Source organism: Candidatus Magnetaquiglobus chichijimensis (genome assembly GCF_045865675.1).
Classification (GTDB): domain Bacteria; phylum Pseudomonadota; class Magnetococcia; order Magnetococcales; family Magnetaquicoccaceae; genus Magnetaquiglobus; species Magnetaquiglobus chichijimensis.
This window is the reverse complement of record NZ_BAAFGK010000002.1, coordinates 164,812-190,947: the sequence shown is the minus strand read 5'-3', so window position 1 is coordinate 190,947 and position 26,136 is coordinate 164,812. Positions and strand designations below refer to the sequence as shown.

The 26,136-nt window shown below is 63.3% G+C and carries 22 protein-coding genes; 5 read left to right on the top strand and 17 right to left on the bottom strand.

Annotation, left to right across the window (positions count from 1 at the left end; translation table 11 throughout):
• Positions 1–25 precede the first annotated feature (25 nt).
• A complete protein-coding gene (gene nifV, locus ACOY6C_RS02835) occupies positions 26–1,198 on the top strand; it encodes a homocitrate synthase (RefSeq protein WP_420903965.1) in 1,173 nt (390 codons plus the stop codon).
• Between the two features lie 85 nt (positions 1,199–1,283).
• Here the strand turns inward: nifV and ACOY6C_RS02830 are convergent, their stop codons facing one another.
• Complete coding sequence (locus ACOY6C_RS02830; RefSeq protein ID WP_420903964.1) at positions 1,284–2,609, bottom strand: DEAD/DEAH box helicase; 1,326 nt, start codon at positions 2,607–2,609, stop codon at positions 1,284–1,286.
• 463 nt (positions 2,610–3,072) lie between these two features.
• Between ACOY6C_RS02830 and nifA the strand changes: the two genes are divergently transcribed.
• Positions 3,073–4,671, top strand: a complete 1,599-nt coding sequence (nifA, locus tag ACOY6C_RS02825; RefSeq protein ID WP_420903963.1) for a nif-specific transcriptional activator NifA — start codon at positions 3,073–3,075, stop codon at positions 4,669–4,671.
• A gap of 70 nt (positions 4,672–4,741) precedes the next feature.
• Here the strand turns inward: nifA and ACOY6C_RS02820 are convergent, their stop codons facing one another.
• The gene (locus ACOY6C_RS02820; protein WP_420903962.1) at positions 4,742–5,344 is read right to left on the bottom strand and encodes a TMEM165/GDT1 family protein; all 603 of its coding nucleotides are present in this window, start codon (positions 5,342–5,344) and stop codon (positions 4,742–4,744) included.
• Between the two features lie 595 nt (positions 5,345–5,939).
• Here ACOY6C_RS02820 and ACOY6C_RS02815 point away from each other — a divergent pair.
• Positions 5,940–7,925, top strand: coding sequence for a TonB-dependent receptor domain-containing protein (locus ACOY6C_RS02815; protein WP_420903961.1), 1,986 nt, complete (start codon positions 5,940–5,942; stop codon positions 7,923–7,925).
• Positions 7,926–7,978: 53 nt separating this feature from the next.
• Here ACOY6C_RS02815 and gspK read toward each other — a convergent pair whose 3' ends face one another.
• The 13 genes from gspK to gspL all read right to left on the bottom strand — a co-directional run bounded on the left by gspK (position 7,979) and on the right by gspL (position 21,701).
• Positions 7,979–9,037, bottom strand: coding sequence for a type II secretion system minor pseudopilin GspK (gene gspK, locus ACOY6C_RS02810; RefSeq protein ID WP_420903960.1), 1,059 nt, complete (start codon positions 9,035–9,037; stop codon positions 7,979–7,981).
• Positions 9,034–9,720, bottom strand: a complete 687-nt coding sequence (gspJ, locus tag ACOY6C_RS02805; protein ID WP_420903959.1) for a type II secretion system minor pseudopilin GspJ — start codon at positions 9,718–9,720, stop codon at positions 9,034–9,036. The genes gspK and gspJ overlap by 4 nt, the downstream gene beginning before the upstream one ends.
• 76 nt (positions 9,721–9,796) lie before the next feature.
• Positions 9,797–10,177, bottom strand: coding sequence for a type II secretion system minor pseudopilin GspI (gspI, locus tag ACOY6C_RS02800; RefSeq protein ID WP_420903958.1), 381 nt, complete (start codon positions 10,175–10,177; stop codon positions 9,797–9,799).
• Positions 10,174–10,707 carry a type II secretion system minor pseudopilin GspH gene (gene gspH, locus ACOY6C_RS02795; RefSeq protein WP_420903957.1) on the bottom strand — a complete coding sequence of 178 codons (534 nt, stop codon included), beginning with the start codon at positions 10,705–10,707 and terminating at the stop codon, positions 10,174–10,176. The genes gspI and gspH overlap by 4 nt, the downstream gene beginning before the upstream one ends.
• On the bottom strand, positions 10,679–11,158 hold the full coding sequence (gene gspG, locus ACOY6C_RS02790) for a type II secretion system major pseudopilin GspG (RefSeq protein ID WP_420903956.1): 480 nt from the start codon (positions 11,156–11,158) through the stop codon (positions 10,679–10,681). Before gspG ends, gspH begins: the two co-directional genes overlap by 29 nt.
• Before the next feature lie 11 nt (positions 11,159–11,169).
• Positions 11,170–12,387 carry a type II secretion system inner membrane protein GspF gene (gspF, locus tag ACOY6C_RS02785; protein WP_420903955.1) on the bottom strand — a complete coding sequence of 406 codons (1,218 nt, stop codon included), beginning with the start codon at positions 12,385–12,387 and terminating at the stop codon, positions 11,170–11,172.
• Positions 12,388–12,828: 441 nt separating this feature from the next.
• Positions 12,829–15,480, bottom strand: a complete 2,652-nt coding sequence (gene ppdK / locus ACOY6C_RS02780; protein WP_420904252.1) for a pyruvate, phosphate dikinase — start codon at positions 15,478–15,480, stop codon at positions 12,829–12,831.
• Positions 15,481–15,700: 220 nt separating this feature from the next.
• Positions 15,701–16,462, bottom strand: coding sequence for a formylglycine-generating enzyme family protein (locus ACOY6C_RS02775; protein ID WP_420904251.1), 762 nt, complete (start codon positions 16,460–16,462; stop codon positions 15,701–15,703).
• Between the two features lie 46 nt (positions 16,463–16,508).
• On the bottom strand, positions 16,509–18,566 hold the full coding sequence (locus tag ACOY6C_RS02770; RefSeq protein WP_420903954.1) for a two-component system response regulator: 2,058 nt from the start codon (positions 18,564–18,566) through the stop codon (positions 16,509–16,511).
• 6 nt (positions 18,567–18,572) lie between these two features.
• Positions 18,573–19,112: a metallophosphoesterase family protein gene (locus tag ACOY6C_RS02765; RefSeq protein WP_420903953.1), complete on the bottom strand. Its 540-nt coding sequence runs from the start codon at positions 19,110–19,112 to the stop codon at positions 18,573–18,575.
• A gap of 50 nt (positions 19,113–19,162) precedes the next feature.
• A complete protein-coding gene (gene gspN, locus ACOY6C_RS02760) occupies positions 19,163–19,930 on the bottom strand; it encodes a type II secretion system protein N (protein ID WP_420903952.1) in 768 nt (255 codons plus the stop codon).
• Positions 19,927–20,484 carry a type II secretion system protein M gene (gene gspM, locus ACOY6C_RS02755; RefSeq protein ID WP_420903951.1) on the bottom strand — a complete coding sequence of 186 codons (558 nt, stop codon included), beginning with the start codon at positions 20,482–20,484 and terminating at the stop codon, positions 19,927–19,929. The genes gspN and gspM overlap by 4 nt, the downstream gene beginning before the upstream one ends.
• Positions 20,481–21,701, bottom strand: coding sequence for a type II secretion system protein GspL (gene gspL, locus ACOY6C_RS02750; protein WP_420903950.1), 1,221 nt, complete (start codon positions 21,699–21,701; stop codon positions 20,481–20,483). The genes gspM and gspL overlap by 4 nt, the downstream gene beginning before the upstream one ends.
• Positions 21,702–21,986: 285 nt before the next feature.
• Between gspL and bamJ the strand changes: the two genes are divergently transcribed.
• Positions 21,987–22,715, top strand: coding sequence for a BamJ family beta-barrel-assembly machinery protein (gene bamJ, locus ACOY6C_RS02745; protein ID WP_420903949.1), 729 nt, complete (start codon positions 21,987–21,989; stop codon positions 22,713–22,715).
• Between the two features lie 692 nt (positions 22,716–23,407).
• Entirely contained in the window at positions 23,408–24,046 is a 639-nt protein-coding gene (locus ACOY6C_RS02740; protein WP_420903948.1) for a hypothetical protein, read from the top strand.
• A 100-nt stretch (positions 24,047–24,146) separates the two neighbouring features.
• Here ACOY6C_RS02740 and ACOY6C_RS02735 read toward each other — a convergent pair whose 3' ends face one another.
• Positions 24,147–25,115, bottom strand: coding sequence for a lysophospholipid acyltransferase family protein (locus ACOY6C_RS02735; RefSeq protein WP_420903947.1), 969 nt, complete (start codon positions 25,113–25,115; stop codon positions 24,147–24,149).
• Positions 25,112–26,113: a lipopolysaccharide heptosyltransferase II gene (gene waaF, locus ACOY6C_RS02730; protein WP_420904250.1), complete on the bottom strand. Its 1,002-nt coding sequence runs from the start codon at positions 26,111–26,113 to the stop codon at positions 25,112–25,114. Before waaF ends, ACOY6C_RS02735 begins: the two co-directional genes overlap by 4 nt.
• Between the last annotated feature and the right edge of the window lie 23 nt (positions 26,114–26,136).

Below are 26,136 nucleotides of genomic sequence, written 5' to 3'. Positions count from 1 at the left end.
AGCCGGGATGCCAGGAGGAGAGGCCATGAACAGACCCACCGTGATCATCGACGACACCACCCTGCGGGATGGGGAACAGAGCGCTGGCGTGGCCTTCACCCTGGATGAGCGGCTGGCCATCGCCCGTGCGCTGGATGGCATGGGGGTGCCGGAGCTGGAGATCGGCATTCCCGCCATGGGCGCCGAGGAGCGCGAGGGGATCCGTCATCTGGCGCGGGCGGATCTTTCGGCGCGTCTGCTGGTCTGGTGTCGGATGCGCGAGGAGGAGATCCGCGCCTGTCGCGGCCTGGGCGTGGAGATGGTGGATCTGTCGTTGCCGGTCTCGGATCAGCAGATCCGCCACAAGCTTAACCGGGATCGGAGCTGGCTGTTGGATCGGTTGCGGCGTTGCGTGGCATTCGCCCGCGACGAGGGGCTGTCGGTCTGCGTCGGGGGGGAGGATGCCTCGCGGGCGGACGGGGATTTTCTGCTCCAGGTGGCCGAGGCGGCGCAACAGGCCGGGGCCGAGCGGTTCCGTTTTGCCGACACCCTGGGCATCCTGGAGCCGTTTGGTCTGTACGAACGGATCAAACGGTTGCGCGCCGGGGTGGACATCGATCTGGAGATGCATGCCCACGACGATCTGGGGCTGGCCACCGCCAACACCCTGGCCGCGATCCAGGCCGGGGCGACGATTGTCAACACCACGGTGAACGGTCTGGGGGAACGGGCCGGCAACGCCCCGTTGGAAGAGGTGGTCACCGCCCTCTCCCGTCTGCACGGCCTGGAGACCGGCATCGATCTCAAGCGGTTTCCCGCAGTCTCCAAGCTGGTGGAGCGGGCCTCGGGCATGCCGGTCTCACCGCTCAAAAGCGTGGTCGGGGAGCGGGTTTTTTCGCACGAATCCGGGATTCACGTCGATGGACTGCTCAAGGATCCGCTCAACTACCAGGGGCTGGATCCCCATCTGGTGGGACGCGAGCACCAGCTGGTGCTCGGCAAGCACTCGGGGCGGCATGGGGTGCGTTGGGCCTACTCGCGGCTGGGCATCGCCATCACCGCCAGCGAGGCCGATGCGCTGCTGCCCCATCTGCGCCGCTTCGCCATGCGTTTGAAACGCACCCCCCTGCCCGAGGAGCTGCGCACCCTGCATGCGTTGATCTCTTTGTCCAGGGGGTCCGCCGGCGAACGGAGCGCCGGCGAGCGGGCCCCGTCCTGAAGGCCGGGTTGGCCGCCGGTCACGCCCATCCCGAAAGGCCGACGCCGCCACCAGAGCGGACGGCGCTTCGGCCCAACCGGATCATTCAGCCCCCGGAAACCCTGGGGGCCTTGTTGCGCTGTCCCTGGGGACGGGCGGTCTGCTCGGCATGCCTGGCCACCACCGGCGGCGGACGACGCCCCTTGGCGGGCGCGGCGCTCCGGGTGGGGGTGGGCGCCTGACGCCTGGCGGAAGAAGGGCCACGCTGCGGTTCCGGGAACATCCCCGCCGCGATCTCGCAGTGGTAGCGGTGATCGCGATCCACCGGCACCTTCTGACGGATGATCCGTTCGATATCGCGCAGATAGGGGCTCTCGCTGGCATCGCAGAAGGAAATAGCCTGGCCGTCGTTGCCGGCACGCGCCGTACGCCCGATGCGATGCACGTAGCTCTCCGGCTCGTTGGGCAGATCGAAGTTGATCACATGGCTGATGTGGGCCACGTCGATGCCACGGGCGGCGATGTCGGTGGCCACCAGCACGCGCACCTCGCCATTCCTGAACAACTCCAAAGACTTCTCCCGCGCACTCTGCGACTTGTTGCCGTGAATGGCCATGGCCGGAATGGCGTTCTTTTCCAGATGCTCGGTGACCCGATCCGCGCCGTGCTTGGTGCGGGTGAAAACCAGGGCGCGCTGGATATCCTGCTGTTCCAGAATCTTTTTCAACAGCGCCCGTTTGTTCTCCTTGTTCACGAACAGCACCTTCTGATCGACCTTCTCCACCGTGGTGGATTGGGGCGTCACCTCGACCCGCACCGGATCGCGCAGGATTCCCTTGGTCAACTCCTCCACCTCGGGGGGCATGGTGGCCGAAAAAAGCAGGGTCTGGCGGTCTGCGGGCAGCAGGGCGATGACGCGGCGGATGTCGTGGATGAACCCCATGTCGAGCATGCGGTCCGCCTCGTCGAGCACGAAAACCTGCAAGCTGGCAAGACGCACGATCCCCTGATTGATCAGATCCAGCAGACGGCCCGGCGTGGCCACCAGGATGTGAACCCCCCTGGACATCGCCTTGGCCTGGAGATATTGCCCCACCCCGCCGAAGATCACCGTGTGCCGGATCGGCAGCGTGGCGGAAAAGGCTTCGATGGTGGCGCCGATCTGGGAGGCCAACTCGCGGGTCGGGGTGAGGATCAGGACCGTGGTCTCGCCCGCTCGGGGACGCCGGGGTTGACTGATCAGACGGTTGAGAATCGGCAGAACGAAAGCGGCTGTCTTGCCGGTTCCGGTCTGGGCGATCCCCAGAAGGTCATGCCCGTCCAGCAGATGGGGAATGGCCTGGGATTGAATGGGGGTGGGTGCTTGAAAACCGGCTTGCTGGATGGCGGTCCGCAGGGAGGAAACGAGGTTCAACTGATTGAATTCGGACACAAAAGACCCTTAATGGCTGGGAAACACGAGGTGTTCGGATGGAATGGAGCGACAGGGACAGACGAAAGGAAATGCCAAGAAGCTGACGCAGACAAAAAATGATTTATACAGCATAAGGAGGATCCCTGTCAAGCCTGTTTTCACTCAACCGTGCGGCAGACCCGTTGCCGGGCCGTTTCGATCCCACGGACCGGCCTGACATCCGCCCATGACAGTCTAAAATTTAATCAAATATTCGGATTTGGCATGCAGAGCTGATAAAATTGTGAGTAATTCTTATGCATTTTTTTGCCTCTCATCCCAGATTTTTGTTTATTTATCGTGTAAACAACGGATAATAAAAACAAAAAAATCGCGGCACAACCATTGCTAGCTGGAATCATGTCACATCTGTCATGTCGAACTTTTGCGCAGATCAGGCTTCTGATCTCATGATATCCGCAACACACCAAGGAAGCTCAACATGAAAATGTTGGAACCCGTGACCGAGGATCACATCCTGACGGACACTCCGGTGAACACCATCTTCATGCGCACCCTGTTCCATGTCAGTCAGGCGTTGCACCAGTCGCCGGACCCCGGACGCACCATGCGCGCCGTGGTGGCGGAACTGCATCGTCACGCCCATCTGCGCAGCGCGGTCATCACCCTGGTCGATCCGATCTCCGGCGCCCTGGCGATCCACGCCGCCCATCCCGACGGCATGGACCCCCTGAGCGAAGATACCGTCCGCTATCGCCCTGGCGAAGGGGTGCTCGGCATGATCCTGACCGCTGGACGCACGGTGATGATCCCGCGCGCCGGCGACGAACCCCGTTTTCTCAACAAGTCCGGACGCCTGGACCGCCGTCTTCCCTTCATCGGCGTGCCGATTCGCGTCGGGGATCACGAACTGGTCGGGGTGCTGGCGGCCCAGCCGGGTTGGATGGATGGAGACCGGCTGTTGCAGTATGTCGCGTTTCTGGAGATGGTGGCCCATCTGCTGGTGCAGAGCATCCTTTTGGCGCGCAAGGTGGCCGAGGAGAAGCGCGAACTGGCCGATCATCGCGATCAATTGCTGCGCGAGGTGCGCAACCGCTACGGTTTCGACAACATGATCGGGCGCTCGGACGCCATGCGGCAGATCTTCGAGCAGACCCGTCTGGTGTCGCGCTGGGACACCACGGTGCTGATCCGCGGCGAGTCCGGCACCGGCAAGGAGTTGATCGCCCACGCCATCCATTATCATTCACCGCGCGCGCGCCACCCGTTCGTCAAGCTCAACTGCGCGGCCCTCTCCGACAACCTGCTCGAGTCGGAACTCTTCGGACACGAGAAAGGGGCCTTCACCGGCGCCCTTTCCACCCGCAAGGGACGCTTCGAACTCGCCCACGGCGGCACGCTCTTTCTGGACGAACTCGGCGAGATCTCGCCGGTGTTCCAGGCCAAACTGTTGCGCGTGATGCAGGAAGGGGAGTTCGAACGGGTCGGCGGCGAGCACACCATCAAGGTGGATGTGCGCATCATCGCCGCGACCCACCGTCATCTGGAAGAGGCGGTGCTGCGCGGCACCTTCCGGCGCGATCTCTACTACCGGCTGAACGTGATGACCATCGTTCTGCCGCCCCTGCGGGCACGCCGGGAGGACATCCCGGACATCGCCCGTTTCCTGATGGCGCGCATCTCCAAGCGCCAGGGACGACGGCTGATCCTCACCGATGCCGCCCTGCGGCTGCTGGTGCGTCACGAATGGCCGGGCAACGTGCGCGAGTTGGAGAACTGTCTGGAGCGGGCGGCGGTGATCTGTCCAGGCACCACCGTCACCCCGGATTTCATTCAGATCGATCTCTCCCTGACCGCGCCCGCGAGCCTGACTCGGGAGAGCCCCCTGCCGCCCCCGTCCCTGAAGGGGGGGGAGATCGGGGACCCCTCCCCCGGCGAGGTGGATGAACGGGAACGGGTGCTGCACGCCCTGCGCAAAAGCGGCTGGGTCAAGGCCAAGGCCGCTCGCCTGCTCGGCATGACCCCGCGCCAGATCGCCTACCGCATCAAGATCCACGGCATCGAAACCCAGTCGTTCTGACGTTCCGATACCGCGCCGACCTCCCCGATCCCACCAGCGCCGCCGTGACGACGACTGCCGGCAAACCGGCTCACCCCAACGCCTCGTAGAAGGCCAAGGCGGCAAGGATCAAAAAGAACACCCCGCTGATCTGATGCAGGCGATGCAAGGGGATGCGGGTCAACAGGGTGCGCCCCGCCACCACGCCCATCAGCGAAGAGGCGGACAGCGCCAGTGTCGAACCGATCCAGACCGGAACCAACGGCAAGGTGCTGGCCAGTCCCGCCACCGACAACTGGGTCTTGTCCCCCATCTCCGCCAGAAAGATCATCAAAAAGGTGGTGACAAAGATCCCATGCCCGGATTTCTCCTCCACCGACTCGTCCTCGCCCTCGTCGCTTTTGGCCCGCAGCGACAGAATGCCGAACACGCCGAACAGAACCCCGACCAGTCCCGCCAGAATCCTCTCCGGCACGAGCTTGGCCAGACCCGCCCCAAAAACCACGGCCAGAACGTTCAACACGATAAAGGCGGCGATGGCCCCGAACAAGACCGGCCTGGGACGGTGCTTGGCCGCCAGGGTCATGCAGACCAGCTGGGTCTTGTCGCCCAACTCCGCCAGAAAGATCAACCCGAACGACGTGAAAATCGTGGTCAGCATGCCCATTTGGGATGCCGTTTCAACTTCAGACATCTTTGCATTCTCCTGATAAGGTGGTTTCGGGACAGGATTGAAGATCGGAAGCACAACGGTCCCGGAGACTCCCACCGAAGGAGAGCCGGGATTCAAGAATGGAACGCGCGCGACAAAACGCGCGGTCCAGGAGCGGGCGTGGGGAATCACGAGATGGATACATGGGATGGAAACAGGGGGGCGGGCGATGGTCGAACCTTGGAATGGGGCGAGACTCGCCCAGCCCCCAGCCAGACGTATCGCCACATCCAAGGTCTCGCCATGTTCACCCCACGGCTGACTTGACAGCCGGAGGCGACCGCATGCGCCATGGTCGGTTTGGAACCCGACACAAGCATGTTGACGCATGCCCTTCCCGTTGCGGAAAGGCGACTACTCCCCTTGAGACCCTGAAAGATTAAAGCCTTTCCCCCACGCCTGTCAAGCGAAACGATCGCGATGCACCGACAGGGCGACGCGGCGCCCCCTCTCGGACGCCCGCGCATCCGTCCATGCGCATGCCCTGGCATTGACCTGAGCCGAGAATTCCCCTATAGATCGTTCCATGCTCGTTCCTGCTTCTGAATACAGACCACCAAAATCCGATCCGGAGTCCTTGGCTTCAGGTACCCAGCCATGCGACATCCCGGAGTTGCGCGCCAAACCAACCCACATGAGTCGCCTTTCGCCAGCGGTGCGTTCCACCCGACCAGCCCGACGACCCTCGATCCGGCTGCCCTGGTGCACACTCTCCCTTCTGTCCCTGCTCACCGTTTCCCAGACCGGTCACGGCGAAGAGTACTCCCTGGCTCTGCCCAAGACGCTCAAGCGGCACGGCTCGCAGGATTTTCCCGACGTCATCCCCTTTTCCAAGGTGTTGACCGCGCCCGGCACCGTCACCTTTTCCCATCCCGCCGCCGAGCCCTGGCTTCCAGCCCTGGAGGAGACCAGCGCGGTCAACCTGCCGCTGACCGTTTCCGGCCAAACCGGACTGGCGGGCACGCGCATCGCTGCGACCCGCCTTCAGGCGGCCTGGCAGGATCTCACCCTGGTCACCGCCGTGCGTCACGAGTGGCAGCACAGCTACACAACCCCTTCGGACCAACGGGTCCAGACCGGCCTGAAACGGGACTCCGAGTACCTGATCGCCCGATTCAACCTGGACAAACCGTCGCAAATCAAAATGATCGCCGTCCGGGATCAGTTCACGGACGGCAAGGTTCCCCACTACAACCTGGACGCCCCAGGTCTGGAACGCATGTACCTGGCGATCTCCGGGGAGGCCATCCCCCTGGAAGGGCTCTTCAACCGTCTGGATCTCAAGGCCACCTGGACCGAGGTCGAAATCGACGCGGACAACCACTCCCTGCGTCCGAGGATCAACACCTGGATCGCCCTGGACGCACAAATCCGCACCCTGTTCCTCTCCTCGCGCCTGACCGCGCCGGGTGGGAGCTGGCTCACGCTGGAGGGATCGCGGGAGCGCTACGATGCCGACCGACTGGCGCGGGAGTACGGTCCCAACCAGATCACCGCGATCCGGGTTCCCGACGCCCAGGCCGATCAGTTGGCGCTCGAGGTGGGGCATCAATGGCAAGCCTCCCCCGCGCGGATCGAGGCGGCCATCCGTTCCGATCTGCGACGCACCGAAATCGCCCAAGCAAATACCCGCCCGAACGTGCCCGGACCCGCCGGCGTGGTCTACAACCTCACCCCGCGCGATCTCTATCGAAAGTATTACGGATTCACCGGCGACACCGACCAGTCGTTCCACGAGATCGGCGCGCGGCTGAAACTGGAATACGACGTGGCGCCAGAGAGCACGCTCTTTTTCGATCTGCGTCGTGCCGTCCGTCTGCCGGAACTGCCCGAACTCTATTACGCCAACACCGGAACCGGCGTCCTGTTGCAGATCGGCAACCCGGAACTGGAGGCGGAGAAACATCACAAGGTCGAGATCGGCGCCAGACTCCACCAAAACGGCTACAAGCGCCATGGCCGAGGAGGAACCTCCGGATCCACCCAGATAACGCTCTCCGGTTTCGCGGACCACATCCAGGATTTCATCCTCCTCGACCATGCGCGCGGTCAATCGGGCACGATCGCCAACGACGGGGGATTCATCTATCGCAACATGGATGCGGTGTTGACCGGCGTGACGGCGGATCTGCGTCACAACGCGCTCGACTGGCTCGCGTTGCGGTTGCATCTCGTCGGCCAGCATGGTCGCGACCTCACCGATCGCCACCCTCTGTATCAGGTGCCCCCGCTGGAGGCCAATCTGTTCGTGGATCTGTTCGGCAGCGAAACGCTCTGGAATGCCGGCGCGCGACTGCGCTGGGTGGGCGCCAAACGGGCCACGGACAGCTCGGCGGTCACCGGAACCGGTCAGGATTCGACCGGCCCCATGGGCTCTTACGCCACCATGGATCTGTACGGCGGCTATCAACCCGCCAAGAACCTCGGCCTCTCCCTGGAGCTTGCCAATCTGTTCGACCGGAACTATCGGGAGTTCATCGCCGAGCCGCCGCAAACCCCCACCACCACCAATCCCTACGCACCGGGTCGAACCATTCTGCTGCGCCTGATGGCGGCGTTCTGACCGTCAAACCGGATCCAACGCACGGCGGCGCTCCTGCCCCTGGGGAGAGACCCTCACCCTCCCTCGCGGGTACGGCGCACCACCTTGGCGTGACCACCGCCGCGCAGCAACACGCTGGAAAGCAACGTCCGCCCCCGGCCCAGCGTCACCTCGCTCTCCACCAGAAAATAACGGGAATTGACGGTCAAACCCGCAGACAACACCCCCTTGCCCTTGAGGGACGGCTCTTCCAGAAGCGCGCTCACACTTTTGTAACCATTCTCCCGACGCCGTTTGTCGTCGAACACCTGCGCCTCGGCGCGGGTCATGTTCTCGACCAGGGTCATGAGCAGCTCGATCGGCGCGGTGTTGATGTTGATCTCGGTCCGCTCCGGCAGGGCGGTCACGAACGGCAGCAGACGGGTGGTCATCTCCTCGTTGAACCCCGCCACCAGCCGCAACTCGCTGGTGCTGACAAAAAAACGGTTGGCCGGACGATAGGGCGGTCGCCTGCCCAGATAGGTCTCCTCCTCGGCCCCACCCGGTCCGCTCACCAGACCATCCGGATCGATCCAGTCCATCACCGCGAAGGCCACCCGCGGCTCGAGGCCGACCACCTTGAGCAGCCGTTCGAAACGGGCCCAATCGTTCGGACTCTGTTTGCCATCCAGCAACAGGTTGTTGAGATTGAACCGCCCGTGCAGATCGATGATCCGTCCGGTCGCCGAACCGCCGGTCACCGGCACCGGGGGTGGCGTCCCGGCCCAGGTCTCGTTAAGGTGGTCGTATTGGCTATCCGCCGCGTCGCGGTTCAAGATCCCCATGGCCCACGCCTCGCCGCCGAGCGCAAACTGCATGCCCCGATCCCGATCCAACAGATTGGCGCTGGCGCGAATCTCCAGATGCTGCGCGGACAACAACGACGTGGCGAGCGCCACAGCCACGGAGACGATCAACAGCGCGGTCAACAGCGCCGCTCCGCGCCCCCCCGCGCGCGCATCCACCGTCTGCCGGATCCCGGCCCGCCATCCCGGCGCGCGAACGTCCATCGTCTGCCGGATCCCGGCCCGCCATCCCGGCGCTTCGGTCCGTGCCGCCTCGACCCGGCAAAACAGGTGCGCCCCCGGACTCATCCCGCCCCTCCCGCAATCTCGAACACCCGGCGAATCCTGCCCCACCCCTTCTTGAGCACCACGATCTCCACCGCCGGCGGAGGCGGCGTCTCCTGAAGCGCGGTCGAGGTCTGTCCCTGGGGACCGCCGGGCTGGCCGGGCTGGCCGGGCTGGCCGGGCTGGCCGGGCTGGGGAGGGGGTGAGGGCCAGGTGCCGCGCCATTTGCCATCCGCGCCTGAAAATCGAATTTCGACCTCCACCACCTCTTCCAGCACCACCTCACCCTTGGGGATCTCCTCTTGCACCCGGTCAAGCGCCGGCCAGGCGCGCCGGAGAATCTTCCCCTCCTCCAGGGCGTATTCGACCCGTTCCATGGAGCTGCGCGCCAGACCACGCGGATTGGGGCGTCCTCCGCGCGTCAACTCCAGAAACCGTTCCGCCCCGTCGTTGCCGATGAACGGCGCGCGCGCCGTGCGCGTGCCGTCGATGATGCCACGCGGCAGGCTCTGTTCCACATCGCGGGCGAAAAGCAGAAAAAAACTCCGCAGCGCCGCCAACTCCTCGCTGCGCTTCATGGACTCCTGACGGGTCTGCACCAGCGATCCCAGCCCCCCATAGGCCAACGTCGCCATCACCGCGAACACCGCGAGGGCCGCCAGCAATTCCAGAAGGGTGAAGCCGTGTTGTTTGCGCGATGAATTCATGGGTGCGGACAAGGGATGGGAGTATCGAAAACGGTATGCATCAGACCAACGGGGTGGGTGCGGCAACATCCATTCCCTACTTCCTGACCTCCTCGGGCCTGGCCAGATAGGACTCCAGCCGTGCCAGGGGTTGAGTCGTCTCCCCCTCCTCGGTGCGCACCAGCACCTCCAGGCGACGCACCGTCTCCTCCTGAGTGGTGGAGATCAGCACCCGCCAATGCCAATCCCGGTCCGCCATCCGCTCCAACCCCTGTTTCATGCCGGGCTCGGGCCATTCGTGGCGCAAACGCCACTCGGTGGCCTGGTTCATCGCCACCCAGTGGGCCAACGTGCGCTCCTTCAAATAGGCCGCATTGCGGGCATGCTCCCCCACCACCCGCATCGACGCCGCCAGCGCCACAGCCAGCACCGCCAATGCCGCCACGGTCTCCAGCAACGAAAACCCCCGTGCGTTCATGGCCGCTCCACCTTCTCGACGCGCACCCGACCGGTCACCCCGGCGCTCAACCGATAGCGCTCCAGCACGCCGCGTCGTTTCTCGACCTCGACCTCCAGCTCGAACGGGGTCATCTCGCCATCCGAGGTGATCAAAATCTGGGGCGGATCCTCGGGTTTGACCCCCTTCTCCTGTTTCTCGCCCTCCACGTTCCATTCGATCCGCCACCCCTCGGGCAGAGTCCGCGCCTGCAAGACTCTCTCCCCCGCAGGTGGAGGCTGCCATTTTCTCTTCTCATCCTGAACCAGGAATTCGTAGCCATCCTTGCCAAAACGCATCCCCCACTCGCGCGCCTCCAGCACCGCCTCGCGCGAGGCCAGCTCCAGCATCCCCTTGAGCCGCCCCAACTCCTCGCGCGCCACCTTGCCGGCATCGCGCGGGGAGACCGACAGCACCACCATGCCCATCATCACACCGATGATCAGCAGAACGACCAGGATCTCCAGCAACGTGAAACCGCGCTCAACGCCGCCCCGGCTCACGCTGTCCACCCTCCAGATTCCAGTTGCCGATATCCGCGTTCACATCCTCGCCCCCCTCCACGCCGTCCGCGCCCAGGGTATAAAGATCGAACTCGCCATGCGCGCCGGGTCTCAGATACAGATAGGCCCGTCCCCACGGATCCTTGGGCGGACGCGCCAGATACCCCCCCTCACGCCAGTTCGGCGGGAGCGGCTCCTGGGTCGGTTTTTTCACCAGGGCATCGAGCCCTTGATCCGTGGTGGGGTAGATATGATTGTCCAGTTTGTAGAGGTTCAGGGCCGCCTCCAGGGCCAGGATATCCTGTTTGGCCTTCACCAGGCGCGCCTCGCCCGGACGGCTCATGATCTTGGGGGCCACCAGCGTGGCCAGCACCGCCAGGATCACCACCACCACCATGATCTCGATCAGGGTGAAACCGGCATCTCCGGGACGCCTCGTGTGGCTCGTTCCTTTTCTCATCGCCTTAAACCTCACTGGATCAACTGGTTCAGATTGAATATCGGCAGCAGGATCGCCACCACGATGGTCAACACCATACCGCCCATCAGAAAAATCAACAACGGTTCGAGCATGCCGGTCAGCACCCCCACCAGGCTCTCCACCTCCTGTTCCTGGGCCTCGGCGGCGCGATCGAGCATGTTGGCCAGATTGCCGCTCGCCTCGCCGCTGGCGATCAGGTGGACCACCAACGGGGAGAAGATGCGGCTTTCCGCCAGCGCCTGATGGACCGTTCCCCCCTCTCGCACCCGTTCGGCGGCGCGATTCACCGCCTCGCGCATCGGCAGGTTCCCCACCCCGCGTGCCGCGATGCGCAGCCCTTCCAGGATCGGCACCCCACTGCCGGTGAGAATCCCCAGCGTGCGGGCAAACCGGGCGGTATGGATGCCCCGCGTCAGGGCGGCGACGATCGGCAGGCGCAGATGGAGCCGATGCCAGGCCCGTTTCGGTCCCTCGCGACGCAGCAGGGCGCGCATGGCCACCACCGCAGCGAACAGGCCGACGAGCAGCCAGGCGCCGTAATGGCGCAAAAACTCCGACAGGGCGATCAGACCCCGGGTCAGGGGGGGCAGATCCTGGCCGAAATCCTCGAACACCCGTGTCACCTCCGGCACCACGTAGGTGACCAGCGCTCCGGCCACCAGCAGGGAGAAAAACACCACCACCGCCGGATAGATCAAGGCCAGGCCCACGCCGGATTTGAGTTTGCGACTTTTTTCCAGGTGATTGGCGAGTCGTTCCAGCACCTGGTCGAGTTGTCCGGAGCTTTCGCCTGCGGCGATGGTTTCGCGATAGAGATCGTTGAAAAGGTCGGGATAGTCATCGAGTGCCGTGGCCAGGGAGCGGCCTTCGAGCACGCGGGCGCGCACGGCGAGCAGGATGACGCGCAATTTCTTGTGATCGGTCTGTTGGGAAACGGTATTCAGCGCCTCTTCGACCGGCAGCGCGGCCTTCAAAAGCGTGGCCAGTTGACGGGTGGCCAGGGTCAACTCCGCGCCGCCGATGCCGCGCGTGGGTGAGAACAGGCTGGATTGGGGGTGCGTGTTCCCCTTGTGGATCTCTTGCAGGGTGAGGGGGGTCAAGCCTTGTTCGCGCAGGCGATCGCGCACCTCGCGGGGGGAATCCCCCTCCTCGACCCCTTTTCTGGTGCGGCCCCGGCCATCGAGGGCGGTGTATTCGAAGGTACTCAAATCCGCTCTCCCGGTGGCGGCAAAACCGTTACGGGGAAAAAAACGTTTACGGGGGACCGGGGGCCGAAGGTCCCCGGCGGGGGGTTGGGCGGCGCCCCACGACTTTGACTTTCGATCTTGTCTTTTGCCGTTCGCGCGGTCTCATGCGCTCCCGACGTTCATGGCAGGGGCGCATGACCTGTCAGAACCCAGATTCGGCGGCCTGTTCTGGCGATGCTGTTGTTTGATGTTTTGCAAAAACCGCAAAACATCAAACAAAACCAAGGCTGCGCGCAAGCGATTTTCACAAAGGGCGTGAAAATCGCTTTTTTATAAAGAGCGCGCCAAAAGCTAAAGACACATTCAAAAGCAGCAAGACAAATTCAAAAGCAAAGTCCCGGAGGCTCTGCCTCCGGACCTCCGCCCCGGGGACCTTCGGTCCCCCGTCCCCTGCGACAGGGATTACCGCGCAATCACCGCCTGGGCCGCGGCCAACCGCGCCACCGGCACCCGGAACGGCGAACAGGAGACATAATCCAACCCCACGTTCTCGAAAAACCCGATCGAAGCCGGATCCCCGCCATGCTCGCCACACACCCCCACCTTGATGGACTTGCGCACAGCACGCCCCTTCTTGACCCCCATCTCGACCAACTGACCCACACCGCTCTGATCCAACGACACGAACGGATCCACAGCCACCAACCCCTTCTCGAGATAGGCGGTGATGAACGGCGTGGCATCGTCACGGGAGATGCCCAGGGTGGTCTGGGTCAGATCGTTGGTACCGAACGAGAAGAACTCCGCATCCTCGGCCAACACATCCGCCACCAACGCCGCACGCGGCAACTCGATCATGGTGCCCACCAGATAGTCGATCTTCACGCCGGAAGCCTCCATCACCTCGGCGCACACCTTCAAGGTGCGCTCCTTGAGGAACTTCAACTCCTGGGGCAGACCCACCAACGGGATCATGATCTCCGGAATAATGGCAAACCCCTCGTTCTTGACCAGATTGCAAGCCGCCTCCATGATGGCCCGAACCTGCATCTCGTAGATCTCCGGGAAGGTGATGCCCAACCGGCAACCGCGATGGCCGAGCATGGGGTTGAACTCCTTGAGCGCCCCCACGCGCGCCTGAATCTCCTTGAGTTCGACCCCCATCACCTGGGCGACATCGGTCTGTTCCTTGACCTCGTGAGGCAAAAACTCGTGCAACGGGGGATCGAGCAGACGGATCGTTACCGGACGCCCCTTCATGACGCGGAAAATCTCCTCGAAGTCGGAACGCTGCATCGGCATGATCTTGTCGAGGGCGGCACGACGCCCGGCCTCGTCGTGGGCCAGGATCATCTCGCGCACCGCCAGGATGCGATTGTCCTTGAAGAACATGTGCTCGGTGCGACACAGACCGATCCCCTCGGCGCCGAAACGAACCGCGTTCTCGGCATCGACGGGGGTGTCGGCATTGGCGCGCACCTTGAGGTGACGCACCGTGTCGGCCATTTTCATGAACTTGTCGAAATCACCGGTCAGTTGCGGCTCGATCATCGGAATGCGACCCAGAATCACCTGCCCCTGATCCCCGTCGATGGTGATCCAATCACCCTTCTTGATCACCTGTCCCTTGACCGTGCAGGTCTGGGATTTCTGATCGATCTCCAGATCATGACAGCCGGAGACGCAGGGACGCCCCATGCCGCGGGCCACCACGGCGGCATGCGAGGTGGCGCCACCACGGGCGGTGACGATCCCCTGGGCGGCGTGCATGCCGTGGATATCCTCCGGGCTGGTCTCCTCGCGCATCAGGATCACCTTGTGCCCCTCCGCGACCCACTGCACCGCATCCTCGGGGGTGAAAACCACCTCGCCCACCGCGCCGCCCGGCGAGGCGGGCACGCCGGTGGCGATGACGTTGCGCGCCACCTTGCCATCCAGCATCGGATGGAGCAGTTGATTGAGATCCTCGGGCTTGACGCGCAAAATCGCCTCGCGCTGGCTGATCAACCCCTCCTTCACCATGTCCAGGGCGATGCGCAACGCCGCCTGCACGGTACGCTTGCCGTTGCGGGTCTGGAGCAGCCAGAGCTTGCCCTTCTGGATGGTGAACTCCAGATCCTGCATGTCGCGGAAATGCCCCTCGAGTCTCTTGTAGACCGTGACCAACTCCTGGTACAGCTCGGGCATCACCTCTTCCATGGCCAGATGCGGGGACTTGGCGCGATTTTTTCCATCCAGGGTGATCTCCTGGGGAGTGCGGATGCCGGCAACCACATCCTCGCCCTGGGCATTGATGAGAAACTCGCCAAAGAAACGGTTGTCGCCGGTGGCCGGATCGCGGGTGAAGGCCACGCCGGTGGCGCTGTCCATGCCCATGTTGCCGAAAACCATGGCCTGAACGTTGACCGCCGTGCCCCAGTCATGCGGGATGTTGTTGAGCCGACGGTAGGTGTTGGCCCGGTCGGAGTTCCAGGAGTGGAACACCGCGCCGATGGCCCCCCACAACTGTTCGAGAGGATCCTCGGGGAAGGGTTTGCCGGTCTCTTCCAGCACCACGGCCTTGTACTGCTCGGCCAGTCCTTTCCACTCCTCGGCGGTGACCTCCATATCCTGCTGCTTGCCGAGGCTCTTCTTCATGTGGGTCAACGCCTCCTCGAACCGCTCATGGGGCAGGTCGAGCACGACATTGGAGTACATGTGGATGAAACGGCGGTAGCAGTCATACACGAACCGCTCGTCTCCAGACTGTTTCAACAGTCCTTGCAGGGTCTCCGAATTCAGACCCAGATTCAATACCGTATCCATCATGCCCGGCATGGAGACCCGCGCGCCGGAACGAACCGACAGCAGCAAGGGATTCTTGGCGTCGCCGAAACGGTTGCCCATGGCCTTGCCCACCTTGGCGAGCATTTTGTCCACCTGCTCGCGCAATTTCTCCGGATAGGCGCCGTCATGATGGAAAAAATAGGTACACACCTCGGTACTGATGGTAAACCCCGCCGGGACCGGAATACCGATTCTGGACATCTCGGCGAGATTGGCACCCTTGCCACCCAGAATGGGTTTCATGGTGACCTTGCCATCCGCTTCGCCGTTACCGAAGAAATAGATCATCCGTTTTTTCACTGTTGTCGATCCCTTGCGCTGCGAGGATTTTTTCGAAGGTTGGATAACGTACACGATGGGGATCCCCCCCCTGACCCACCCCCTGGCATGCCATCGGGGGCGTGCCAGGCCAAAAACACAGCCCGAGATTACCGCATCGCAATAATGCTACTCTCATACGCCCCAAAACGCAACCCGTTTCCCGGATCGATATCCCACGCGGTCCGGATCACTCCGAGCGTGCCAGGCGCAGGCCGATGCTCACATGCCGGTTGTCCGGGGTGCTCCAGCCGCGATCCGCGGCACGCAGATTAACCGCCTTGTCGTACCACGACCCGCCGCGCAACACACGCAGGCCGCTCGAACTGTCGTTGCAGATGGGATTTTTTTGACGAGGCGATGACTTTGAATAAAAATCAACCAGATACCAATCCGCAACCCACTCCGTCACATTGCCGTGCATGTCGAACAAACCCCAACCATTGGGGGGAAACCGCTCCACCGGGGTGGTGGTGCGGCGAAAGATCCCCTCGGGATGGAGCAGGGTTTGATCGCGGAAATTGGCCTGTTTCCCGGCGTCCAGGCTGGCACCGAACGCAAACGGCGACTCCGTGCCGGCACGCGCGGCATACTCCCACTCCGCCTCGGTCGGCAACCGGAATCCCCCCTCGCCCGATTCGTTGAGCCTGAGGATATACTTCTGGACATCCACCCAGCTCACCCGTTCCACGGGATGGTGTTCACTCACGCCGAAGTGGGCCGGATTGTTGCCCATCACCCGCAGCCACTCCCCCTGGGTCACCTCATGCCGTCCGATCCAGAAGCCGTCCAGACACACCTCGTGTCGCGGACCCTCGTCGATATCCCGTCCCGCCTCCCCCACCGGACTCCCCATCCAGAAACAGCCACCCGACAGATGCACGAACGGCATGCCGGCAAATTCACGCTCCTCAATGCCCGCTCCAGCCCAAAGCGGCGGGATGATCAACATCGCGAACAAGAGAACGATCCCACGCCACCACCCCCCACCCATCGCCTCATCCCCTCTGACGCAAGAATTCCAACAGCGACTCCTCGGACATCGGCCTGCCGTGAAAATACCCCTGCACCTCGTTGCAGCCGTGGCTACGCAGAAAATCGTGTTGCGGTTGGGTCTCCACCCCCTCCGCGATCACGGTCAGCCCCAAACCGTGGGCCAGGGCGATCACCGTGCGAATGATCGCCGCATCTTCCAGATCCTCCACGCAGTTGCGCACAAAGGATTGATCGATCTTCAAATTGTCGATCGGAAATCTCTTCAGATACTTCAACGACGAAAAACCGGTGCCAAAATCGTCGATCGAAAGCCGCACCCCCACCTCGGAGAGGGATTTGAGTTTCACCAGCGTCTCCACCGCATCGCCCATGGCAATGCTTTCGGTCAATTCCAACTCCAGCAGGGTGGCGTCCAGACCGCTCGCATGCAACGTCTCGGTCACCCGCTCCACGAAGTCCGGCTGTTCGAACTGGATGCCGGAGAGATTCACCGCCACCCGAAACGGTCGGATCCCGGCGGCGAACCAGCGGGTGGCGCGACGACACGCCTCGGCCAGGGCCCAGTTGCCCATCGGGATGATCAATTTGGTCTCCTCGGCGAGCGGAATGAACTCGGCGGGCGCCACCATCCCATGTCCCGGGCGCTTCCAGCGGATCAGCGCCTCGACCCCGGCCACCCCTCCCGAAACCAGATCGATCTGCGGCTGGAAAAACAGATCGAACTCCTCCCGATCCAATGCCATGCGCAAACTGGCCTCCATGCGCATGCGCGCCAGGGCATGGAAATTCATCTCGTTGCGGTAGAACTGAAAATTGTTCCGACCCCGCTCCTTGGCGTGATAGAGGGCGGCATCGACGTTCTTCATCAAGGTCTTGGTATCCTCGCCGTCGAGGGGATGGACGGCGATGCCGATGCTCGCGCCGACGAAGAACTCCACGTCGTGGATCACCAGCGGCACGCGCATCGCCTCGAGCAGATTCCCGGCCAACTGCGCCACGGATTGGGAGTCCTCGGTCTTGGAGAGGATCACCCCGAACTCATCCCCGCCCAGACGGCTCAGACTGCCGCGTCCGCCCAGAATCGTCCCCAGCCGGCGACTCACCTCCACGATCAGCGCATCGCCCACATCGTGACCCATGGTTTCGTTGACCACCTTGAAGCGGTCCAGATCCAGCTGCAACACCCACACCATGGAGCCGACCTCGCGCGCCTCGTCGAGCACGAAACTCAGCCGCTCGTGAAACAGATGGCGGTTCGGCAGACCGGTCAGGGCGTCGTGGCCGGTGACATACAGCAGGTTCTCCTGGGATTCGCGCAGTTCGGTGAGATCGGAGAAGACCGCGATGTAGTTTTCGACCTGTCCCCCCGGCGCGAACACCGCCGAGATGTTGGCCCACTGCGGATAGATGGTGCCATCCTTGCGGCGGTTGCGGAACTCCCCCTGCCACTGACCATTGGCGGTCAGATCTTTCCAGAGCCTGTCGTAGAACTCCGGGGGGTGCAGTCCCGATTTGAGCAGGCTCATGCGCTGCCCCAACACCTCGCCGGGGAAATAACCGGTGATGCGGGTAAAGGCCGGATTCACCGACTGGATCACCGCGCCGCCGTCCGTGACCACGATCCCCTCGCTGGTGTTGTCGAACACCCGCGCGGCCAGCGAAAGTTTATGGCTGGAGCGGGAGTTGTCCAAAAGATAATGAACCCGGTTGCGCAGGATCGCCCAGTGGATCGGCTTGGTGATGAAGTCGGTGGCCCCGGCCTCGAAGGCCCGGTCCACCGATTCGTCGTCGTTGAGGCCGGTGATCATCAACACCGGCACATGCCGGGCATCCGGACGGGCCTTGAGCTGTCGGCAGGCGGCGAAGCCATCCATCACCGGCATCTTGGCATCCATCAGCACCACGTCCGGGATCTCCTGGTCCAGGGCATCGGAGACCAGCGCGCCGTTGGCCAGGGTACGCACCACGTAGCCCTGTTTTTCCAGAAAACGGCTCAACATGATCCGGGTGACCGGATCGTCGTCCACGACGAAAAACAGAGGGGTGCGGGCCAGTTCCATCGCGTGCTAGCCTCGCGCGCCGTCCGGGGTGGTGAACGGACAAAGGGGATCGGGGTGCAGCTCGATCAACTCGGCGGTCTGGGTGTCGTCATCGTAGACCATGGCCGTGGCCCGTTTGCCAAAGCCGTGCAACGTGCCCGGATTGAGCACCAGGGTCGTCCCGTGCAACGCGTTGACCACCCGGTGGGTATGACCGGTGATCACCAGCCGATAGGCCCCGCTGTCGATCAACGCATCGCGCAACCGGGCGGTGGTGCCGTGATAAAGGGCGATGCGACCCATCCCGCCCGGTGCGTCCAGTTCCAGGAACTCCCCCTCGAGACGGCCATGGATCCGGGTCATGGCGCGCATCAGACCGGCCCGTTCGCCGTCGTTGTTGCCGAACACCGCCGCGACCTCGAAACCGGACATGGCCAGAATCATCGCCGGACAGACGATATCCCCGGCATGCAGGATGCGGGTCACCCCCAGCTCGCGGAACCGCGCCAAGGCACGCCCCATGTGCTCCAGATGGTCATGGGAGTCGGAAATCACGCCAATCTTCATGCCTCGTCACCATCCACCATCGTACCCACCCGATCGCTCTCGAGCATGACTCACCATCCCGGCAGCCGCCCGTTCTCCGAAATCGCCACCCGCCCCTGACCATCCATGGGCCCGAGCACCCGCAACAAATTCCCGGCGCGCGCATCCCCGGAATCCCGCGCGGCCACGATCCCGCGCGCCCGATAGCTCCCGTCCGGCTTGACGCCGAAGGTCAACCGCACCTGCCAGGGACCGGACCGATCGTTCACCCGCAACAACACGCCACGCCCCTCGTCCGGCTGGAGTTCACCGGCCAGATCGCCGATCTCGACGTTCAGGGGCGAACCCACATGCAGGCCGCTCCCGACCCCGCTCCCACGCGCCGTCCGCACCCCGGCGCGCTCGACGACCAGCGTCTCCAGCCGTCCGGCGAAGCGACCGCGACTGCCTGGCGGGATCATCCCGACCACCCCGCGCAACGCCTCGACCTCCGCCTCGACCGTCACCCCTTCGGCAAACAGGGCCGACACACCCTCCAGACCGGCGCGACCCGCCACATGCAACACGCCACCCGGAGCGCCCAGGGTGAAATCGATGGCCAGCCGACCCGAGGGCAACGCCTCGGGGGCCAACCGCCACACCCCGCCGCCCAGACGGGTCGCCCCCAGGATCAGGCCGGAAAATCCGCCGGACCAGATGGTGCCTCGGACCCCCTCCAACCGCGCGAAGGGAATCCATCCCGCCACCTGCCCGTAGGCCCACGAGGCCGGCATCCCGGCCATCAGGAACACGCCATAACAGAGCAGGCCGAACAGAACCTGCCCACGCCAGCTTTTCATCGTCCCGCGCCGCGTGTCGCGCCGGGCCGCTCCGGCCAGGCCAGACCCACCCGCGCCCGCACCAGTCCGGGGGTCTCCTCGCGATCCAGGGTGATGTTCTCGACGCGCGCCCCATGCCGGGTCGCCAGACCCTCCAGCCAGGCCATCAACCCCTCGAAGGGAACCTTGTCGAACCACAACCGCACCCGCCCCTCCCCTTCGGGCTCCACCCGCTTGAGCGCCGCGCCCAGACCCTGCTCCTTGGCGGTACGATCGGCCAGCGACAACAGCGACTCGTCGGGCAGCGACTCCTTCCCCACCGTTCCCTTGGCGCCGCCGGCGTCCCGCAACCGGGCCACCTCGGCGGCGGAACGCCGCATTTGGGCCAAGGTCTCGGCGCGCCCCTCGACGAAACGTCGCCGCCCCTCCAGCCACTCCAGACCCGGCTCGATGGCAAACGTCTCGATCAGCACCACCGCCACCACCAGCGTTCCGCCCACCACCAGGCGCCGCTCCCGTCTGCCCAGGGTGGCAAGCCACCGTCCCGGCCATCCCAACCAGAGTCGCGCGTTCATGGCGACTCCACCCGCAAGCGCGCCGCCACCCCATCCCCCTCGCGGTTGGCCGACAGGATCGCCACCGTCAGGGTTTGGGACTCCAGCCGTTTCTTCAAGGCATCGAGCCGTTGCAGATCCGGCAGGCGCATGCTGACCTCCAGCTTCCCTTCGGCATAACGGATCCCGTTGACCAGCGGTTGGGGGGACTCGCGCAGCGCCCCTCCGGCCCGAGCCAGCAGGGCCAGGAACCCTTTTTCCCCCTCCGCGCCCGAACCGCCCCCCTGGCCGCGCAGCGCCTCCAACCGTTGATTCATCTGCACGCGCGGATTGACGATCCGCTTGACCTCCGGGAAACTCTCCCGGAACACCTGTTCGATGGCCTGATCCAACCCGGCGGCGCGCGCCTCCAGCCTCTGGATCTCCCAGCCGGTCTCTCCGGCGCGCAGCGCCAGCCACAAAAGCGCCAAGAACAACGTCGGACGCAACGCCCCCACCACCCCGGCCAGCCGACCCGTCGGCGCGAAACGGCCCTGAGCCAGATCCAACCCCTCTCCGGCGCGATCCCCGACGGCCAACAGCGTCAGGGGATCCCCCTCCAGGGTGCGCCACTCGATGGGAAGATCCAGATCCGCGAACAACGCCTCCCCGCCCACGCCGGCCCCGCGCCAGACGATCAACCGCCGGGGCGGATCCCCCACCGACTCTTCCAGGGCCAGGCGCAGGGTGAACGCCAGATTCCCGGCATCGACCGCCCATCCCCGGTGCGGCCCGCTACGCAGCCAGACCCGTTCCGGCATGAGCGCCAGACTCCAGGCCCCCGGCTCCAGCGGCAGCAGCAGCGGCGCGGGGATCACCGCCTCAGGGGTGATCCCCACCGCGCGCGCCTGCTCAAGCCACTCGCTCATCAGCCGCTCCGTCACCACCGCCACCGGCAGGCCGCCATCCGCCTGGCGCGGACCGCTGGCGAAATGAAGGGTTTCGACCGGCACGGAGAGGGCCTCCTCCAACAGATACGGAAGGGCCTTTTCCAGCTCCCGTTGCGAGGCGCGCGGCGGCACGACGCGGGTCAACAGCACCTCCTCGCCCGGCACCACCAGCACCACGCGCCGCCCCACGGCGCCCGCAACCCGCGCCAAAGGCTCGCGCCTCGCCTCGCGCACGCCCTCGCCGGGTCGGGTCCAGGGAACCAGCCCCTCCCGATCCGGGGGAAACCCGACGAGCCAACGCTCACCCATCGCCGCGCCTACCCTTCCCTCGTCAAGAAGAACCGATCAGAAACGCTGTTGCCACGACATCTCAACCCCTCTCAAACCAACATCCAAATGCCATGGACTGGCGAAAGACAAATTATCCGGGATGGGACCAGAGATTGTCGAGTGCCTTGAAGAGATTTTTTCACATAATTCCTGCCGTTTTCGTTCAATTCGGGCCATAATGGTTGCATTAACGCACAAGATTATCGAACGTGAATCCTCTGACTTACGTTCACAACACAAGACCCCAGACGAAGGATCCCACCCATGAAGCCTGTTTCTCTGCTGGCCGCCGCCGCGCTGCTGCTTGTTGGTTTGACCGCCGCCCCGATCGGGGCGCAAGAGAAGTCCGGCGCGGATGCGTCCGGTTTCAAAAACTCCAAGGAGCGTTACAGCTACGCGGTGGGATTGCAGATCGGCGAACAGGTCAAGCAGATCACCAGTTCCATGGACATGTCCGCCTTCATGGCCGGCATGAAGGACACCCTGGACGGCAAGCCGCCCAAGCTGACCCCGGAGCAGGTGGAGCAGGCCAAAAACGAATTCCGCGACATCGTGCGCAAGGAGATGGAGCAGAAGCAACAAAGCGCCGCCTCCCGCAACGCCAAGCAGGGAAGCGACTATCTGGCCACCAACGCCAAGAAGAAAGGTGTGACCACCACGGCCAGCGGTCTGCAATACGAGGTGCTCAAGGAGGCCAGCGGTCCCAAGCCCAAGGCCACGGATCAGGTCAAGGTCCACTACCATGGCACCCTGCTCGACGGCACGGTGTTCGACAGCTCGGTGGCGCGCAAGGAGCCGGTCACCTTCCCGCTCAACCGGGTGATTCCGGGCTGGACCGAAGGGGTGCAGCTGATGCCGGTGGGTTCAAAGTTCCGCTTCGTGATTCCGTCCAAACTGGCCTACGGCAGCAACGGCGCCCCGCCGAAAATCGAGCCGGAGTCCACTCTGATCTTCGAGGTGGAGCTGCTGGAGATCGTGGGGGAGAAGAAGTAACCATGATGCGCGATCCCGAGGCGCCTGGGGTGGTCACCGCCCCAGGCGCCTCGGGATCAAGTAAACCCGCGCTCTATAACTAAACGCGCGCAAAAGCGCATGTTCACCGAATGCTTTGCATACCCACCCAAAACCAGGCAATCTGCCCGGATTTTATGACAGTGACTGCACAGGCAAAGAAATTGCATGTTTTCGCCATGATTTAAAAATCCGCATCAATTGACAGGACGGTACACGCATTCTGCAATTAAATTGTATTAAAAATCATTATCTTGGGACAGAAGATCGTTTTTTTTATGCAATCCTTCTTAACATCTTGACTTCAACACCGGTTGCATTCACTATCAAAATCCGTCATTGGGAACCGAGACACAGTTCGGGTCCAACTTTCAATCATCTGGTATGCAGGTTGAAGGTCACAGACCAGACATCCAGGGCATCCGTTGAGATCACATGATGTTTAACTCTCTGACTTCCAGAATCAAAAGCCACCTGTTCCCCGATTCACCCGCCACAACCGTGCCCGTTTCCGACGCCCCGCAAAGAATCCGCGCACTGGTCGCCACCTTCTCCTGTGGCAATCTCAATCTCCAAATGGGTCGTTACACCACCGCGCAGGATGTTGAGCAAATCAAAACATCCATGCGTGACTACCACTTTGTCGATTCCAAACGATAATAAAGATTATTATCATGCAGGAAAACGATCGCATCACCAACGACACCCTGGAACAAATAAAAAAAATTTTTATCGAAACAGAAGATCAAATCAAAAAGTCGGAAAGAGCCACACAGCAACTCCATATCCCCGCAATAAATGAACTACGTTATGCCGGCCATCATCTCCTGAAAGGTCTGACCAACAATCACGCCTCTGAACGAGACGAGCAGTTACGGCGCGCTCTGCGACATTGCCAACGTGCCCGTTACGATGCCGTGGAGATCCTTCTTTGGTATTATCTAGGTGAATTCAAGAAGTTTCAAGACGACTACAGAACAGTTGTCATTCCTCAAGTGTGGCCTGAATATCTGGATGATTGCCAAAAATTTGAAAACACCAAATCTATTTTGGAATCTGTAGTTAAATCCGAAGATATTGATGATCAGACCGACAATCGTGTCACGCTCCTGAATCAGACCCTGGAAGCCAACGAACAACTGGCTCCCATTGTTACCAAGGCCGCCGTATCTCGTGCTGAGTTGAACAAACAACTGGAGGATAAGCAAGCCGATGAAAAGCGGGATCGGCGCAATTGGCTGATTGGTATTTTTAGCCTTGTCTTATCTGCCGTTGGAATCCTGATCGCCCTGATCGCTTTAAAACAATCCTGAACCAATAATGCAAGTTTTTTTACATGATTCCGGTTGACTGCCACGGTACGCCAACCATTCTGACGCACCCAACCCCGCACACCCGTGACACGCATCCCCTTCACCCATTTCCCAACAGCCGCAACACCCGCTCCGAGGGTTGCGCCGGGGTGGGATTGGCGAGAACAGCCTGTTCCGGACGCCACAGGGAGCCATCCGGGCGGGCGCGCCAGCGGGCGTGCAGCCAGTTGTACTGCTCGGCGAACTCATGCACCCAGGGGACGAACGCGGCGTTGATCGCACCGGTCAGGGCGACCACCTTTTCCTCGCTCACCCCGCCGGCCTGGGGCTCGATCGGCTCCCCGACCCGGAACACCGCCTCGCCCCATCCGGCGCGGGTGGCGATGATGGGAAGGATCGGGGTGTTGAACTTCAGGGCCAGCCGCGCCGGACCGGGCGGACACTGGGCCGGCACGCCCAGAAACGGCGCCGTGACCCCGCCCTCGCGGGTATTGATGTCGGTCATGAACCCCATCACCTTGCGCGCCTGCATGGCGCGCACGATCTCGCGGGTGTTCTGGCGCGAGATGAACTCGACCCCATACCCGGCGCGCAGCCCCATGAAGGTTTTTTCGCTCAACGGATTGTTGGCGTGGCGATAGAGGATCGCGGTGGGGGAGACCTGTCCGCCGAGCCGTTTCAATCCCGGCTCCCAGCATCCCACATGCACCCCAACCACCACCACCCCGCGTCCCAGGCCATGAACCGCGTGCAACCGCTCCAGCCCCTCGTCGCGAAAAGCGATCTCGTGGACGCGGATCGACTCCATGTAACTGAAAAAAATATTCTCGAACGCCAGAGAGACCAGTTTTTCGCGCTGGCCAGGGGTCAAGTGAGCGCCGTAGATCATGGCCAGGTTGGCATTCGCCCAGGCCCACTCGGAGGTGAGAATGCGCCGCCCGAGCGCGGCCAGCCGCCGCACGCGCCGGTAGGCCGAGGGGAGATCCCCGGCGCGCACCAGGCCGAGCAGCCCCTTCAACAGCAGCCATTCCAGGCGATGCTTCAAGCGCGGCGGAGGGGCGGAGCTCATAACGACTCCAGCACCCGCTCCGGGGTGATCTCCTCCAGACAGCGCGCCGCCCCTTCGGGACACACCCGCTTGAAACAGGGGGCGCAGGCCAGACCCAGCGACACGATCCGCATGCTCGTGCCCAACGGCGGGGTGTGGCCCGGATCCGAGGAGCCGAAGATCGCCACCCCCGGACGATCGAGCGCCGCCGCGACATGCATCAATCCCGAATCGTTGCTGACCACCGCCTCGGCGCACGCCAGCACATCAATGGCGGCCACCAGATCGATGGCCCCGGCCAGGTTGACCGCATCCGTCCCCCCCAGGTCGCGCCCGCCCGACGCGGATGGATCAATCGCCTTCGCGTCCGTCAGACCGGCGAGAATCTCCGCGCCCAGAGTCCGCTCCTTGGCCGAACCCAGCACCGCCACGCGCCAGCCGCTGGCGATGCGCGCCCGCGCCAGGGCGGCGAAATGGCGCACCGGCCAGCGTTTGGCCGGTCCGTACTCCGCACCGGGGCAGAGGGCCAGCAATTTTTTTTCGGCGCAAAGACCATGGACGCCCAGGATCCGCTCCCCCTCCTCCACCGAGGCGCGCAGACGCGGCACGGGCAGGGAGTCCGGCAACGGCGTGTCGCGGGGCAAACCGAGGGCGACGAACCGTTGCACGGTGCGGGGCAGACGTTGTTTGTCCAGGGTACGGATGTCATTGACCAGGCCGAAACGCAGCTCGCCCAGAAAGCCGGTCCGACGCGGAATCCGGGCGAACCACGGCACCAGGGCGGACTTCAAGGAGTTGGGCAAAAGGATCGCCTGGGCATGGCGACCGCGCAGGGAGATCCCCACCCGATAGCGGGCGGCGAGCGCCAATTCGCCATGCCCGGCAGGCAGGGCGATGGCATGACGGATCTCGGGCATGCGCGCAGCCAGGGGCAAGGCCCAGGTCGGGGCCACCAGGTCGATGGGGCGTTCCGGTCGCTCCTGTTTAAGGACCATGAAGAGCGACTGGGCCATCACCATATCCCCGACCCAGGAGGGACCGA

Excerpts from the sequence above, each read along its gene's own strand:
- nifV (WP_420903965.1), top strand. The coding sequence starts at position 26 with ATGAACAGACCCACCGTGATCATCGACGACACCACCCTGCGGGATGGG.
- nifA (WP_420903963.1), top strand. The coding sequence starts at position 3,073 with ATGAAAATGTTGGAACCCGTGACCGAGGATCACATCCTGACGGACACT.
- ACOY6C_RS02820 (WP_420903962.1), bottom strand. The coding sequence starts at position 5,344 with ATGTCTGAAGTTGAAACGGCATCCCAAATGGGCATGCTGACCACGATT.
- gspK (WP_420903960.1), bottom strand. The coding sequence starts at position 9,037 with ATGAGTCCGGGGGCGCACCTGTTTTGCCGGGTCGAGGCGGCACGGACC.
- gspJ (WP_420903959.1), bottom strand. The coding sequence starts at position 9,720 with ATGAATTCATCGCGCAAACAACACGGCTTCACCCTTCTGGAATTGCTG.
- gspI (WP_420903958.1), bottom strand. The coding sequence starts at position 10,177 with ATGAACGCACGGGGGTTTTCGTTGCTGGAGACCGTGGCGGCATTGGCG.
- gspG (WP_420903956.1), bottom strand. The coding sequence starts at position 11,158 with ATGAGAAAAGGAACGAGCCACACGAGGCGTCCCGGAGATGCCGGTTTC.
- ppdK (WP_420904252.1), bottom strand. The coding sequence starts at position 15,480 with ATGATCTATTTCTTCGGTAACGGCGAAGCGGATGGCAAGGTCACCATG.
- ACOY6C_RS02775 (WP_420904251.1), bottom strand. The coding sequence starts at position 16,462 with ATGTTGATCATCCCGCCGCTTTGGGCTGGAGCGGGCATTGAGGAGCGT.
- ACOY6C_RS02770 (WP_420903954.1), bottom strand. The coding sequence starts at position 18,566 with ATGGAACTGGCCCGCACCCCTCTGTTTTTCGTCGTGGACGACGATCCG.
- ACOY6C_RS02765 (WP_420903953.1), bottom strand. The coding sequence starts at position 19,112 with ATGAAGATTGGCGTGATTTCCGACTCCCATGACCATCTGGAGCACATG.
- gspN (WP_420903952.1), bottom strand. The coding sequence starts at position 19,930 with ATGAAAAGCTGGCGTGGGCAGGTTCTGTTCGGCCTGCTCTGTTATGGC.
- gspM (WP_420903951.1), bottom strand. The coding sequence starts at position 20,484 with ATGAACGCGCGACTCTGGTTGGGATGGCCGGGACGGTGGCTTGCCACC.
- gspL (WP_420903950.1), bottom strand. The coding sequence starts at position 21,701 with ATGGGTGAGCGTTGGCTCGTCGGGTTTCCCCCGGATCGGGAGGGGCTG.
- bamJ (WP_420903949.1), top strand. The coding sequence starts at position 21,987 with ATGAAGCCTGTTTCTCTGCTGGCCGCCGCCGCGCTGCTGCTTGTTGGT.
- ACOY6C_RS02740 (WP_420903948.1), top strand. The coding sequence starts at position 23,408 with ATGCAGGAAAACGATCGCATCACCAACGACACCCTGGAACAAATAAAA.
- ACOY6C_RS02735 (WP_420903947.1), bottom strand. The coding sequence starts at position 25,115 with ATGAGCTCCGCCCCTCCGCCGCGCTTGAAGCATCGCCTGGAATGGCTG.
- waaF (WP_420904250.1), bottom strand. The coding sequence starts at position 26,113 with ATGGTGATGGCCCAGTCGCTCTTCATGGTCCTTAAACAGGAGCGACCG.